The organism is Amycolatopsis plumensis, assembly GCF_042652605.1.
In the GTDB taxonomy this organism is placed as follows: domain Bacteria; phylum Actinomycetota; class Actinomycetes; order Mycobacteriales; family Pseudonocardiaceae; genus Amycolatopsis; species Amycolatopsis plumensis.
Window position 1 is genome coordinate 577009 of sequence record NZ_JBHSJY010000001.1, and the last position, 13590, is coordinate 590598.

15 protein-coding genes are annotated in these 13590 nt (G+C 73.3%); 6 read left to right on the forward strand and 9 right to left on the reverse strand.

What is annotated here, in order from left to right; all coding sequences use genetic code 11:
- Positions 1-27 precede the first annotated feature (27 nt).
- Positions 28-924, reverse strand: coding sequence for an ROK family protein (locus ACFPLC_RS02795; RefSeq protein WP_378199162.1), 897 nt, complete (start codon positions 922-924; stop codon positions 28-30).
- A gap of 192 nt (positions 925-1116) precedes the next feature.
- Here ACFPLC_RS02795 and ACFPLC_RS02800 point away from each other — a divergent pair, with 192 nt between their 5' ends.
- On the forward strand, positions 1117-1326 hold the full coding sequence (locus tag ACFPLC_RS02800) for a CbtB domain-containing protein (protein ID WP_191310578.1): 210 nt from the start codon (positions 1117-1119) through the stop codon (positions 1324-1326).
- Between the two features lie 18 nt (positions 1327-1344).
- A complete protein-coding gene (locus tag ACFPLC_RS02805) occupies positions 1345-2100 on the forward strand; it encodes a CbtA family protein (protein ID WP_378198946.1) in 756 nt (251 codons plus the stop codon).
- A gap of 172 nt (positions 2101-2272) precedes the next feature.
- Here the strand turns inward: ACFPLC_RS02805 and ACFPLC_RS02810 are convergent, their stop codons facing one another.
- Positions 2273-3754 (reverse strand): cobyric acid synthase, encoded by a 1482-nt coding sequence (locus tag ACFPLC_RS02810; RefSeq protein ID WP_378198943.1) that lies wholly within the window; start codon positions 3752-3754, stop codon positions 2273-2275.
- Positions 3751-4794, reverse strand: a complete 1044-nt coding sequence (locus ACFPLC_RS02815; protein WP_378198940.1) for a cobalamin biosynthesis protein — start codon at positions 4792-4794, stop codon at positions 3751-3753. Before ACFPLC_RS02815 ends, ACFPLC_RS02810 begins: the two co-directional genes overlap by 4 nt.
- Positions 4795-4830: 36 nt before the next feature.
- Here ACFPLC_RS02815 and ACFPLC_RS02820 point away from each other — a divergent pair, with 36 nt between their 5' ends.
- The 3 genes from ACFPLC_RS02820 to ACFPLC_RS02830 are packed head-to-tail and all read left to right on the forward strand — an operon-like array spanning position 4831 to position 7239.
- On the forward strand, positions 4831-5472 hold the full coding sequence (locus tag ACFPLC_RS02820) for a bifunctional adenosylcobinamide kinase/adenosylcobinamide-phosphate guanylyltransferase (protein WP_191310587.1): 642 nt from the start codon (positions 4831-4833) through the stop codon (positions 5470-5472).
- A 13-nt stretch (positions 5473-5485) separates the two neighbouring features.
- Positions 5486-6499 carry a nicotinate-nucleotide--dimethylbenzimidazole phosphoribosyltransferase gene (gene cobT, locus ACFPLC_RS02825; protein WP_378198937.1) on the forward strand — a complete coding sequence of 338 codons (1014 nt, stop codon included), beginning with the start codon at positions 5486-5488 and terminating at the stop codon, positions 6497-6499.
- Positions 6496-7239 carry an adenosylcobinamide-GDP ribazoletransferase gene (locus tag ACFPLC_RS02830; RefSeq protein ID WP_378235678.1) on the forward strand — a complete coding sequence of 248 codons (744 nt, stop codon included), beginning with the start codon at positions 6496-6498 and terminating at the stop codon, positions 7237-7239. The genes cobT and ACFPLC_RS02830 overlap by 4 nt, the downstream gene beginning before the upstream one ends.
- Here ACFPLC_RS02830 and ACFPLC_RS02835 read toward each other — a convergent pair.
- On the reverse strand, positions 7231-7425 hold the full coding sequence (locus ACFPLC_RS02835) for a hypothetical protein (RefSeq protein WP_378235679.1): 195 nt from the start codon (positions 7423-7425) through the stop codon (positions 7231-7233). The genes ACFPLC_RS02830 and ACFPLC_RS02835 overlap by 9 nt on opposite strands.
- A 142-nt stretch (positions 7426-7567) precedes the next feature.
- Here ACFPLC_RS02835 and ACFPLC_RS02840 point away from each other — a divergent pair, with 142 nt between their 5' ends.
- Complete coding sequence (locus ACFPLC_RS02840) at positions 7568-8254, forward strand: helix-turn-helix transcriptional regulator (RefSeq protein WP_378198934.1); 687 nt, start codon at positions 7568-7570, stop codon at positions 8252-8254.
- On the opposite strand, the gene ACFPLC_RS02845 is transcribed toward ACFPLC_RS02840, so the two are convergent.
- The 5 genes from ACFPLC_RS02845 to ACFPLC_RS02865 all read right to left on the reverse strand — a co-directional run bounded on the left by ACFPLC_RS02845 (position 8238) and on the right by ACFPLC_RS02865 (position 13574).
- Positions 8238-8594, reverse strand: coding sequence for a VOC family protein (locus ACFPLC_RS02845; RefSeq protein WP_378198931.1), 357 nt, complete (start codon positions 8592-8594; stop codon positions 8238-8240). The two genes, ACFPLC_RS02840 and ACFPLC_RS02845, sit on opposite strands and share 17 nt — an antisense overlap.
- Before the next feature lie 82 nt (positions 8595-8676).
- Positions 8677-9693, reverse strand: coding sequence for an Rv2231c family pyridoxal phosphate-dependent protein CobC (gene cobC, locus ACFPLC_RS02850; protein ID WP_378198928.1), 1017 nt, complete (start codon positions 9691-9693; stop codon positions 8677-8679).
- Positions 9686-11017: a cobyrinate a,c-diamide synthase gene (locus ACFPLC_RS02855; protein WP_378198925.1), complete on the reverse strand. Its 1332-nt coding sequence runs from the start codon at positions 11015-11017 to the stop codon at positions 9686-9688. The genes cobC and ACFPLC_RS02855 overlap by 8 nt, the downstream gene beginning before the upstream one ends.
- Entirely contained in the window at positions 11011-11625 is a 615-nt protein-coding gene (gene cobO, locus ACFPLC_RS02860; RefSeq protein WP_378198923.1) for a cob(I)yrinic acid a,c-diamide adenosyltransferase, read from the reverse strand. The genes ACFPLC_RS02855 and cobO overlap by 7 nt, the downstream gene beginning before the upstream one ends.
- A complete protein-coding gene (locus ACFPLC_RS02865; RefSeq protein ID WP_378198920.1) occupies positions 11625-13574 on the reverse strand; it encodes a putative cobaltochelatase in 1950 nt (649 codons plus the stop codon). The genes cobO and ACFPLC_RS02865 overlap by 1 nt, the downstream gene beginning before the upstream one ends.
- Between the last annotated feature and the right edge of the window lie 16 nt (positions 13575-13590).

Genomic DNA, 13590 nt, shown 5'->3' on the forward strand with positions numbered 1-13590 from the left:
ACCAGGGGGTGGTGGCCTTCGCCGGCTTCAGGCTCGGAGCAGGTCGAAGGCCAGCAACCCGGCGCCGAGCCGCCCGGCCTCGTCGCCCAGCTCGGCGATCCGCAGCTCCGGCATCTTCTGGAAGGTCAGGTGCGCGGCCAGCCACTCGCGCACCGGCTCCAGCACGTAGTCGGCCGCGGTGAACAGGCCGCCGCCCAGCACGATCACCTCCGGGCCGAGCAGCGTCAGCAGCGTCCGGATCCCGTGGCCGAGCCCGTCGAGCGCGTCCTGGACGACGGCGACCGCGACTTCGTCACCGCGGCGGGCCAGCTCGACGACTTCGCGCGCGCCGTCGGCGGGGCGCCCGGTGCGCTCGGTGTAGCGGCGGGCGATCGCGGCCGCCGACGAGATGGCCTCCAGGCAGCCGGTCGCGCCGCAGCCGCACTTGCCGGCGTGGCCGACGTCGATGTGCCCGACCTCGCCGGCCTGCCCGTGCGCGCGGTGGATCCGGCCGTCGAGCAGCAGCGCGGCGGCGATCCCGGTGCCGACGGGGATGAACGCCGCGTTCGTCGCGCCCCGCCCGGCCCCCACCCGGAACTCGGCGATGCCGCCGGCGGTGACGTCGTGCCCGAAGGCGACCGGCAGCCCGAGCCGCTCTTCGAGGAGTTCGCCGAAGTGGACTTCGCGCCAGTCGAGGTTGGCCGAGAAGTGGCAGACGCGGGTTTCCTCGTCGACGATCCCCGGCACCACCACCCCGACCGCCGCGGGCTGCCCGGTGCCCGCCTGCTCGGCCAGCGCGGCCACGATCTCCACGGTCTGCGCGGCGAGCGCCGTCCCGTCCGCGCTGCGGGCCGTCTCCGCGCGCAGTGCCGCCTTGGGCTGCAGCTGCTCGTCGAGCAACGCGGCCTTGATCGTCGTCCCGCCCACGTCGAGGGCGGCCACCATTCGAGTCACCGCGGCATTGTCACATTGACGGGCGCCGAAAGGGGGACCTACGCTCAACCGGCCAGACGAGGAGATTCCGGAACGCGGTGCAAGTCCGCGCGGTCGCGCCACTGTGACCCCCGCCAGGGGGAAGCCAGACCCGGATCCTCGTGACCGACCCCGATGAGGCCGCGAAAGCCCGAGGAGGCCACCATGACCCAGACGGCAGCTCCCGCCGTTCCGCTCCCGATCCGCATCCCGATCCGTGAGATCGTGCCGTGGGCGGTGTTCGTGGCGCTCCTCGCGCTGATCGCGCTCTACTTCGTCAGCGCCGAGCAGGGCGCGTTCGCGGTCTTCGCGAACAACTACGTCCACGAGTTCGTGCACGACGGCCGGCACCTGCTGGCCTTCCCCTGCCACTGATCGGCGGCACGCGCTCCCATGATGAAGACCTTGCTGGTCCGCGGTATGCTCGCGGGCCTGATCGCCGGTGTGCTCGCGTTCGGGTTCGCCTACGCCTTCGGTGAGCCGTCGGTGAACGCCGCCATCGGGCTCGAGTCCGGCGACGGCCACGCGCACTCCCACTCCCACGACGCATCGGCTCCCGCTCCTGCCGCGGAAGAGGAAGAGCTGGTCCCCCGGGACATCCAGAGCACCCTCGGGCTGCTGACCGGCGTGCTCGTGTACGGCGTGGCGATCGGCGGGCTGCTGTCGCTGGCCTTCGCGTTCGCCCAGGGACGGCTCGGCGCGCTGCGCCCGCGCGTGACGGCACTGCTGCTCACGGCGGGCGCGTTCGCCGTGGTTTTCCTGGTGCCGTTCCTGAAGTACCCGGCCAACCCGCCCGCGGTGGGCCAGCCGGGCACGATCGGCTCCCGGACCGAGCTGTACTTCGGCTTCGTCGCGGTCTCCCTGCTGGTGGGCATCTTCGCCACGGTGTTCGGCCGCAAGCTCGCGGACCGCGTCGGAGCGTGGAACGGCTTCCTCCTCGCGGCGGCGGGCTACCTGGTGGTGATCGGCGTCGTGGCGTGGCTGATGCCGTCGGTCGACGAGGTCCCGGCGACGTTCCCGGCCTCGACGCTGTGGAGCTTCCGCACGGCGTCGGTCGGCACCCAGGTGACGTTGTGGCTGGCGCTGGGCCTGGCGTTCGGCGCGTTCGCGGAGAAGGCACTGAACCGGCGGGCCACGGTCGCCGCCTGAGTTCTTCGAGGTCACGGCGCTGATCCGGCTTCACCGGACCGGCGGACGCGGCCATCGGCGGCATCGCCCCGGCTGCGACGCGGTCCGGGTGATCGCGTCGCTCCTGAGCCCGCCAAGAAGCGAAGCAGCGACCCGCCTCGCCGAGGCGCGCCGTTCGTCCCGCCCGGCCTGGCTAAGGCGCGCCGGGCGGGACGAACGGGAGGTCCGGTGGTGCGCCGTGCTCGAGGAGCGTTCGCAGGGCTGCCGTGTCCAGGTGCTCGTCGACCGCGTCCGCCAGCTTGTCCAGCATTTCCTCGCGCAGCTCGCCGAAGCCGGGGGCGTCCGGCGCCGGCGCCCACCCGACCCCCGCCTGCGCTGCCGCTTCGGTGAGCCACGCGCGGCGGAAGGCGTCGTTCTCGAACGCGCCGTGCCACATCGTGCCCCAGACCGCTCCGGCGCGCTGACCGTCCAGAAAGGACTCGCCCGGGCTCGTGGTGGTCACCGAGCCGTGGTGGATTTCGTAGGCGTGCACCGGATGCCCCCGCCAAGTTCCCGTGGGCCGGGCGAGCACCTTCTCCGTGGCGAACGTCACCCGGCCGGGCAGCAGGCCGATGCCCGCCACCTCGCCCGCGCCGGACTCGATCTCGTCCACAATGGACTCGGTGAGCATCTGGTAACCGCCGCAGATGCCGAGGACCGGGCGTCTCGCGGCGGCGCGGGCCGTCACCGCCGTGTCGAGACCGCGGTCCCGCAGCCAGGTCAGATCAGCCACGGTGGCGCGCGACCCGGGCAGCACCACGACATCCGCCGCCGCCACGACGTCGGGGTCGGCGGTGAGTGTCACCGTGACGCCGGGTTCCGCGGCCAGCGCGTCGACATCGGTGGCGTTGGACGCCCGCGGGAACCGGACGACCGCCACACCGAGGCCCCCGCCGCGCGTTTCGCGGCGCCAGCCCGCCACGGCGAGGGCGTCCTCCGAGTCGATCCACACCCGGTCCAGCCACGGCAGCACGCCCAGCACCGGCCGGCCGGTGACCTTCTCGAGGCTGTCGAGGCCCGGCCGCAGCAATCCGACGTCGCCGCGGAACTTGTTGACCACCCAGCCGGCGACCAGGGCCTGGTCCTCGGCCGAGAGCAGCGCGAGGGTGCCGAACATCGCCGCGAGCACGCCGCCGCGGTCGATGTCGCCGACGACCAGCACCGGCAGCCCGAACCGCCGCGCGAGCCCCATGTTGACGTAGTCGCCGCCGCGCAGGTTGATCTCCGCCGGGCTCCCCGCGCCTTCGCAGACGACGAGGTCGTAGCGCGCGCTGAGGTCCTCGAAGGCCCCGAAGGCGATCTCGGCCAGCCCGGCCCGGCCGGTGGCGTACTCCCCCGCTTCGAGCGTGCCGAACGGCTTCCCGAGTGCGACGACGTGGCTGCGCCGATCGCTGCCCGGCTTGAGCAGCACCGGATTCATCGCGGCTTCGGGTTCCACCCCGGCGGCGCGCGCCTGCACCCACTGCGCGCGGCCGATCTCGGCCCCGTCGCCGCAGACCATGGAGTTGTTCGACATGTTCTGCGCCTTGAACGGCGCCACCCGCACCCCTCGGCGCGCCAGCCACCGGCAGATCCCGGCGGTGACCAGGCTCTTCCCGGCATCGGACGTCGTCCCGGCGACGAGCAGCCCGCTCATCGCCGGTTGTCCACAGCCAGGCCGGCACCGGCGGAGTTGTCCACAGATCGCCGAACGGCGGTTCCGCCCCGCCGGGGACCGATAGACTGGACAGGGGCCGCCCCCCAGGGAGTGGTGGGGGCTGCGATGGCGGCGGCGAGGGCGACCGCGGCCGCGCCCACCAGCCGGGAGAGGCGCACGGCGCGCCTCAGGTCCGCCGGCTCCGGGGCCCGGCCTTCGCCGAGGCGAGCCCGGCTCTCCAGCTCGCCGCCGTAACTGTTCGTGCCGCCTAGGCGGATGTCCAGCGCTCCCGCGAAGGCCGCTTCCACCTGGCCTGCGTTGGGGCTCGGGTGCCGGCCGCCGTCGCAGCGCCACACCCGCCAGGACTGCCGTGCCCGGCCGCCCGCGCACAGCGCCGTGAGGGCCGCCCCGATTCGTGAGGGCACCAGGTTGACCAGGTCGTCGGCGCGCGCCGCGGCCCAGCCGAAGTTGCGGTAACGCGGTGAGCGGTAGCCGACCATGGCGTCGAGGGTGTTGAGCGCGCGGTAGCCGAGGAGGCCCGGCATCCCGGCGACCGCGCCCCAGAACAGGGGCGCGACCACGGCGTCCGAAGTGTTCTCGGCGATCGACTCGGTGGCTGCGCGGGTCAGCTCGGCGGAGTCGAGGGTTGTCGCGTCGCGCGCGCAGAGGTGCGAGAGTCTCTTACGTGCTTCGGGCACGTCGCCCGCTTCGAGCAGGCGGGCCATTTCGGTCCCTTCGGCGGCGAGGCCGCGTCCGCCGAGCACAACCCACGTGGACGCGGCCGTGAGCAGGAAGCGCGCGAAGGGACGTCGCCGCGTCGCCGTCTGAAGCGCGACGCCGAGGCCGACGGCCGCGGAGGTGCACAGCGCTGCGTACGCGGCTCCGCGCGGCTTCGAATCAGCCCACAGACGGTGTTCCAGACGAGTCGCGGCGGTACCGAACAGGGCGACCGGATGGCCCGTTCGGGGGTCACCGAACAGAGCGTCGGTTGCGTATCCGGTCACGAGTCCGGCCGCGGTTGTCCCTAGACGGAGTGGCACGTGGCGCACGGTAGCGCGTGCACCAGAATGCCGGGTATGACTGTGCCCAACGCCGCCTCCGCGAAGAAACGTACGTCGGCGGGGCTGACCCACCGGCTCGCCGGGTATCTCGAATCCCTGGCTCGTGCCCTCCGCCGGTACGGGCGCGACGAAAGCAAGGTGCTGGTCCTCGGCGGCGTCCGCTCGGGGAAGTCGCGGCACGCCGAGCGGCTCGTGGCCCACCACCCGCACCTCGTCTACGTCGCGCCCGGCCTGCCCGCGGGCGAGGACGACCCCGAGTGGGCCGCGCGGGTGGCCGCGCACCAGGCGCGGCGGCCGGCGAACTGGAAGACCGTCGAGACGACCGACCTGGCCGGCATCCTGCGCACGGCCACCGAGCCGCTGCTGATCGACTGCCTCGGCACCTGGCTGTCCCGCGTGCTGGACGACGTCGGCGCGTGGCGGCAGAAGCCGGGCTGGGAGCACCGCCTCGACGACCGGCTCGAGGACTTCCTCGCCGCCTGGGCCGCGGCGCGGGTACCGGTGGTCGCGGTGAGCAACGAGGTCGGCAGCGGTGTGGTGCCCGCAACGTCGTCCGGGCGGCTGTTCCGTGATGTGCTGGGCGCACTCAACAACCGGGTGTCCGCCGACGCCGACCGGGTCGTGCTGGTCGTCGCGGGCCGGGCGCTCGACCTGTAGCCAGGAGGCGCCCGTGTTCGACGTACCCGTGCCCGATCCCGCCGCCCGCGCCGCCGCGCTGGAGCGGCTCGACGGCCTGGTCAAGCCGCTTGGTGCACTGGGCAGGCTGGAAGAGATCGCGGCCTGGCTGTCCGCGGCGCACGGCACCGTGCCGCCGCGCCCGCTGGACGACGTCCGGGTGGTCGTCTTCGCGGGCGACCACGGCGTGTCGGCCCTCTCGGCGTACCCGCGCGAGGTGACCGGGGCGATGGTGCGGGTGTTCCTGGCCGGCAAAAGCGGCGTGAACGTGCTGGCCGCCCAGGTCGGGGCGAAGGTGCGGGTGGCCGACATCGCCGTCGACTGGGACGGCGACGACGTGCCCGCCTCGGTGACGGCGCACAAGATCCGCCGCGGTTCGGGCTCGATCGACGTCGAGGACGCGTTGCTGCCGGGCGAGGCGCGGGCGGCGTTCGAAGCGGGCCGGGCGATCGCCCTGGAGGAGCGCGAGGCGGACGTGCTGATCCCGGGCGACATGGGCATCGGCAACACGGCGATGTGCGCGGCGGTGGTGGCGGCCTCCCTCGGGCTGCCGGCCGCGGAGGTGGTCGGCACGGGCACCGGAGTCGACGCGGCCGGCCTCGAGCGCAAGACGGCGGCGATCGCGGCGGCGTTGATCCGGTCGGCGGGCCGGACGGACGACCCGTTCGCGAGGCTGACCGCACTGGGCAGCGCCTGCCTCGCGGCGACGGCGGGCTTCCTGGTCCAGGCGGCGGTGCTGGGCATCCCGGTGCTGCTGGACGGGGTGTTCTCCGGCGCGGCGGCATTGGTGGCCCGGGACATCGCGCCGGGCGCGGAGCAGTGGTGGCTGGCCGGGCACCGCTCGACGGAACCTTCGCAGGCGTTCGCGTTGAAGGCACTGGGACTGGAGCCGATCCTGGACTTCGGCCTGCGGCTCGGCGAAGGCAGCGGAGCGGTCCAGGCGGTCCCGACGCTGCGAGCGGCCCGCGCGATCCTGGCCGACATGGGACTGCTGGCCGACCTGGCATGAGCCGATGGAGCGATGCCGTGCGGATGGCCGTCGGGACGCTGACCACCGTGCCGGTGCCCGCTCCGCGGGTCATCGACCGGGGTGTGGCCGGGCGGGCCATGCTGCTCGCTCCTCTCGCCGCGCTTCCCCTGGCCGCTGCCGCCGGGGCGATCGTCTGGGCCGGTTCGGCCGTCGGGTTGCCGTCGCTGGCGACCGCCGCGCTCGCCCTCGGTGCCGTCGCGCTCGGCAGCCGGGGACTGCACCTCGACGGGCTCGCCGACACCGCCGACGGCCTGGGTGCCTCCTACGACCGCGCCAAGGCCCTCGACGTCATGCGCCGCGGGGACTCCGGGCCCACCGGGGTGGCCACTCTCGTTCTGGTCCTCCTCGTTCAGGTCGGTGCCCTGACGGGCGCCCATCCCGTCACGGCGGCCGCGGGCGTGCTCATCGGCCGGTGCACGCTGTCCATGGCGTGCGCGCGGGGCGTTCCGACGGCGCGCCCGGAAGGGCTCGGGGCCACCGTCGCCGGCTCGGTGCCCCGAGTCGCCGCGGTGGCCGTCGGCGTCGTCGCGGCAGGGCTGGCCGTGCTGCTGCCCGGGCTGCCGTGGTGGCGCGGGCCGGTCGCGGTCGGCCTGGCCTACGCCGTCGCCGGCGCGCTCCTGTGGCGGTGCACCAAGCGGCTCGGCGGCATCACCGGCGACGTTCTCGGTGCCGGTGTCGAAGCCGCCGTCGCGGCCGCTTTGCTCGCGCTGTCAACCTAGGCCCGGTGCCCGGTTAAGGAAGGCCCGGAGCACGAGCACCTCACGCTGCCGCAGTCGCTGGTGCTGCGCGCCGGGGTGCCGAGCGGGCACCGTTGACGGCCGAGACGCGGCTGGCCGCCCCGCGCCGGCGGCGGCCGCGATCGTGCTCCTGGCCGGGGTGATCGTCGTCGTTGCGGGCCATCTCACCCAAGGAGTCCGTACCGCCCGCCAACCCGTACCAGGAAGGCATGATGACGCTCGGCTCACCGGGCTCCGCGGCCGCCTCAGCCACGAGGTCCGCCTCGGCAACTGACCGAAACTGTCATACCCCCTCCTTAAAGTGATCCGCGTGAACCGGACCGATCGTCTCTACGCCATCGTCGAAGAACTTCGCGCCGTCGCGCCGCGGCCACGCAGCGCGCGCTGGCTCGCGAACCGGTTCGAGGTCAGCGTCCGGACCGTCGAACGCGACATCAGCGCCCTGCAGCAGTCCGGCACGCCGATCTACGCCGAGCCCGGCCGCACCGGCGGCTACTGCCTCGACAAGGCGCACACGATGCCACCGGTCAACCTCACTCCCGGCGAGGCCGTGGCCATGGCGCTCGCGTTGAAACACCTCGAGGGCACTCCCTTCCGCGCCGAAGGGCGCTCGGCGCTGCGCAAGCTGGTCGCCGCGATGCGGCAGGAGGACTCGGCTGCGGCGAAGAACCTCGCCGCCTGTGTCCTCCTGCTCGGCGACGGTCCCATCCCGCCGATGCCGCACGTGCTCCACATCCGCCGCGTCCTGCGGCTGCGGTACACCGACCGCGAAGGCACCGTCACCCGGCGGGAGATCGAGCCGCTCGGCTACGTCGGCAAGCCCGAGCACTGGTATCTCATCGCCTGGTGCCGGCTGCGGCAGGAGATCCGGGCGTTCCGCACCGACCGCATCGTCTCCTTCACCGCCACCGCCGAGATCCCGCCCCGTCGCCAGTTGCGGCCCGAGGACCTCGACATCCCGCACGGCGACGTCCACCAGCTCACTTTGGCGGGGTGAACACGGAGAAGTGGTTGCCGGCCGGGTCGAGCAGGTGCGCGAACGTCACGCCGACCGGGTTGACGCTCGGTGGCCGCTGCACCCGTCCCCCGGCCTTCTCGACCTGGCGGCAGGTGGCGTCGACGTCCTCGACCAGCACGGTGAAGACCGCGTAGTTCTCCCGGCCGCTGAACAGGCCGCCGCGTGAGCCACCGGTGTCGATGACGCGGTAGGCGGCGTCGGTGCTCGCCGCGTCGTCCTGCGCGACCTTCCAGCCGAAGACGTCGCCGTAGAACCGCTCGGCGGCCGCTGGATCGTCGGTACCGATTTCGAACCAGGCGACGTCGTTGAACCCGGGCATTGTCGTTCCTCTCGCTGCCACGCCGGGCGCTTCCCGGCTTCGCCCAGTTTCGGCGGCGGTAGCGACAACCCCCTGTCGGTGTTTAGCGAACTTTCCGAAAAGCGGCCAGGAACGCGTCGGTGGTCGCCCGGTCGCGCACCGCCAGCCGCAGGTGATCGGGACCGAGGCCGGGGAACGTGTCCCCGCGCCGCACCGCGTAGCCCGCCTCACGCAGACGCATCCGCACAGAGGCGCCCTCGGGAACGCGCACCAGCACGAACGGGCCACGCGGATCGCCCAGCACGTCAACACCCGAAGCAGCCAAGCCGGACACCAGGTATTCGCGGTCCGCTTCCGCGGCCACCGCCAGCTTTTCCGCTTCTTCCAGGGCGGACGGGCGGCAGCACGCGACGGTCGCCACACCGGCCAGAGTGGACACCGACCACGGCACCTGCACCGCCCGCAGCCGCTCGACGACGTCCACCGGAGCGAGCACGTAGCCCGCCCGGAGCCCGGCCAGACCCCACGTCTTCGTCAGGCTGCGCAGCACGACGACCCCCGGATGACCGGCAGCCAGGCTCTCGGCTTCGCCGGGAACCGCGTCCAGGAACGCCTCGTCCACCACGAGCAGCCGCCCGGGCCGGGCCAAGGAACGCAGGACCGAAGCCGGGTGCAGCACCGATGTCGGATTCGTCGGGTTCCCGACGAACACCAGGTCGGCGTCGGCGGGCACCAGGGCGGGGTCCAGCACGAACCCGTCCGCTTCGGACAGGATCACCCGCGAAACCGGGTGGCCCGCCGCCCGCAGCGCGGCTTCGGGCTCGGTGAACTGCGGGTGCACGACCACCGCGCGAAGCGGCCGGAAAGCCGCGGCCAGCAGCGTGAAGGCCTCCGCAGCACCGGCCGTGACCAGCACTTCCGAAGAAGCACGGCCGTGGCGCGCGGCCACCGCCGCCACCGCATCCCCAGTGGACGGATAGGCGGCCAGCGAGTCCAACGCGGACGCGAGTTCGTCCCGCAGCCAGGCAGGCGGCCGCGGCAACCGGACGTTCACCGCCAGATCGACCAGCCCCGGCCCGACCTCGCGATCGCCGTGGTGGTGCAGGTCGTACTCAGGCATGGGCCCGGACCCGCGCCGCGAACCGTTGCGCCAGCTCGGGATATCCCGCCCAGTGAACGTGCAGGTAGGACGCGTGCAGGGTCGGCGACGCGAAGCCGTCGAGCTGCCGGTCCCAGCCCCAGGCCGCCGAGGCACCGTGCGACGGCGTCACTTCGGTGCGGTGGAACTCGTGCCCGGTGACGCGCTGACCGGCCGTCGCCAGCAGGTTGTCCTCGACGGCGACCGCGCGGCGGTAGCCGAGCTTGCCGCGGGCGGTCATCTTGGCGTCCGCGGGCACCGCGCCGACCATGGGCACCCCGTCCAGCGACTGGCACAGGTACAGCAGGCCCGCGCACTCCGCGCTCACCGGCATCCCGGCTCGGATGGCCGAAGCCACTTCATGACGCAACGCCGTGTTCGCCGACAGTTCCGCCGCGTGCACCTCGGGGAAGCCGCCCCCGAAATACAGCCCGGCGCAGCCGTCAGGCAGCGCTTGATCCCGCAACGGATCGACGTCCACGACTTCGACACCGCAAGCCGCCAGCAGCTCGATGTTCTCGGTGTACCGGAAGGTGAACGCCGGACCACCAGCGGCCGCGATCGTCACCGGTGGACCGTCCACACCGGACGGCTCCCACGGCGGCACCGAAAGCCGAGGCGCCGCGGAAGCGATCCGGACGATCGCTTCGAGATCGACGCCGTCCCGCACCCACGCGGCGAGCGCGGGCAGCACGTGCTGCGCCTCCGCGGCCCGCTCCGCCGCCGGGACGAGCCCGAGGTGCCGGCTCGGCGCGTGGATCTCTTCGTTGCGGTACAACGCCCCCAGCAACGGGACGCCGGTGGCTTCCAGCGCGGACGCGATCTCGTCGCGGTGCCGCTGCGAGCCGAGCTTGTTGAGGATGACGCCGGCAAGCCGCACGCGGTTGTCGTAGTGGGCGAAGCCGAGCACGGTCGCGGCGACGCTGCGGGAGGCGGCCGAAGCATCGACGACCAGCACCACGGGCGCGTCCAGGACCCGGGCCACGTGCGCGGTCGAGGCGTAGCCCTCGGTGCCCAGCGCGCCGTCGAACAGGCCCATCACGCCTTCGATCACGGCGATGTCGGCGCCCTGGGAGCCGTGCCGCAGCAACGGAACCAGCCGCTCTTCACCCTGCAGGAACGGGTCCAGGTTGCGCGCGGGACGTCCGGTGGCGAGAGCGTGGTAGCTCGGATCGATGAAGTCCGGCCCGACCTTGTGCCCGGACACGCGGTGCCCGGCCGAGCGCAGCGCCGCCATCAGCCCGGCGGCGATCGTGGTCTTGCCGTGCCCGGAACCGGGCGCGGCGACGACCACCCGCGCTACCACTCGATCCCCCGCTGGCCCTTCTGGCCGGTGTCCATCGGGTGCTTGACCTTGGTCATCTCGGCGACCAGGTCGGCGGCCTCGACGAGCTCCGGCGGCGCGTACCGGCCGGTGATGACGACGTGCTGGTGCCCGGGCCGGTCCACCAAAGTGGACACGACGTCGTCCACTTCGAGCCAGCCCCACTTCAGCAGGTAGGAGAACTCGTCGAGGACGTAGAAGTCGTGCGTCTCGGCGGCGAGCCGGCGCTTGATCTCCGCCCAGCCCTCACGGGCGTTCGCCGCGTGGTCCTCTTCGGAGCCGGACTTGCGCGCCCAGCTCCAGCCCTCGCCCATCTTGTGCCACTCGACCGGTCCGCCCTGGCCGGTGTCCTCGTGCAGCTTCCCCAACGCCTTGAACGCGGCTTCTTCGCCGACGCGCCACTTCGCCGACTTGACGAACTGGAAGACCCCGATCGACCAGCCCTGGTTCCAGGCCCGCAGCGCCATCCCGAAGGCGGCCGTCGACTTGCCCTTCATCTCGCCCGTGTGCACGGCGAGCAGCGGCCGGTTGCGGCGCTGGCGCGTGGTCAGGCCGTCCTCCGGCACCACCGACGGTTTTCCCTGCGGCATCAGGCGGCCCTTCCGGTCCGGGCGCGGACGGCGTCGGCCAGCGATTCGGCGGCGACGTCGGCGAGGGGGACGTGTTCCGCGCCGAGGTGGGCGGCGAGGTCGGCGGCCAGGCCGAGCCGCATCTTGCCGCTTTCGCAGTCCATGACGATCGTCGTGACGCCGGTGAGCAATCCGGCCGCGGCCTGGGCGCGCGCGACGGCGTCGGGCCCGCTGGTGGCGCGGCCGTCGGTGACGACGACGAGCAGCGGACGGCGCCGGGGGTCGCGGATCTCCTCGACGCGCAGCACGCGCGCCGCCTCCAGGAGCCCTTCGGCGAGGGGCGTCCGGCCGCCGGTCGGCAGGCCTTCGAGGCGGGACGCGGCCGCGTCGACGCTGATCGTCGGCGGCAGCGCGAGCTCGGCGGCCTGGCCGCGGAAGGTGACGAGTCCGACCTTGTCGCGGCGCTGGTAGGCGTCGAGCAGCAGTGACAGGACCGCGGACTTGACCTCGCGCATCCGCGTCTTCGCGCCCATCGAGCCGGACGCGTCCACGCAGAACAGGACGAGGTTGCCTTCGCGGCCTTCGCGCAGTGCGTAGCGGACGTCTTCCGGCTGCAGCTTCAGGCTGGCGCCGTTCCGGCCGCGGGCTTTCTGGTGCGGTGCCGCGGCTTTCACGGTCGCGACCAGGTGCGGCCGGCCTTCGCGGACGCTGGCGGGCTGGACGCCGATGGTCCGGCCGCTGTCGGTGATCGCGCGCGAACGGCGTCCGCGCTCGCCTTCGCCCATGCCCTTGACGCGGAAGACGCGGGCCTTGAACGTCTCGCCGGCGCCGACGGTCTTCTGCTGGCCGCCCGCGTTCTGCTGAGGCTGGCCCTGCGGCGCGTTTTCGCTGCCCTGCGGCGGCTCCGGCGCTTCCGACGGCGTCGAGCCCGAGCCGGGGCCGTCGTCCTCGGGTCCCGGGTCCGGCTGGGCGTCCTGGAGTGCCTGCTCCAGCTGCTCTTCGGAGATGCCCGGTGCGTCGAACGGGTTGCGGCGGCGCCGGTGCGGCAGCGCGAGCCGCGCGGCGACGCGGACGTCCTCGGTGGTCACCTCGTCGCGGCCCGACCAGGCGGCGTGCGCGACCGCCGTCCGAGCCGTGACGATGTCCGCGCGCATGCCGTCGACCTCGAAGGACGCGCAGACCTCGGCGATCTGGCGCAGGGCCTCGTCGGGGAGCTTGACGGCGGGCAGAAGGCGTTGGGCCGCTTCGATGTCCGCGGCGAGCCGGGCGTCTTCGTCCGCGTACTGCGCAGCGAAGGCGTCGGGATCGGCTTCGTAGGCCAGGCGACGGCGGACGACTTCGACGCGCTGCTCCGGATCGCGGCTGGAGGCGACCTCGACGGTCAGCCCGAACCGGTCCAGCAGCTGCGGGCGCAATTCGCCTTCTTCGGGGTTCATGGTGCCGATCAGGACGAACCGCGCCGCGTGCGAGACCGAGACGCCTTCGCGTTCCACGGTCGCGCGGCCCATTGCGGCGGCGTCCAGGAGCGTGTCGACGAGGTGGTCGTGCAGCAGGTTGACCTCGTCGACGTAGAGCAAGCCGCGGTGCGCGGCGGCCAGGAGGCCGGGCTGGAAGTCCGTGACGCCTTCGGCGAGCGCGCGTTCCAGGTGCAGGGAGCCGATCACGCGGTCTTCGGCCGCGCCGACGGGCAGTTCGACCAGCTTCGCGGGCCGCCGGTGGCTCGTGGCGCCGTCGTGCGGGCCGTCCGGGCAGAACGGGTCGGGCGCCGCGGGATCGCAGGAGAACCGGCAGCCGTCGACGACGTCCACGCCGGGCAGCAGGCCCGCGAGCGCGCGGACCATGGTCGACTTCGCGGTGCCCTTTTCGCCGCGCACCAGCACCCCGCCGACGGCGGGCGAGATCGAGGACAGGACCAGCGCCAGGCGCAGGTCCGGCAACCCGACGACGGCGGTGAACGGGTACGGCTTCAACAGCGCTCCTCCGGCT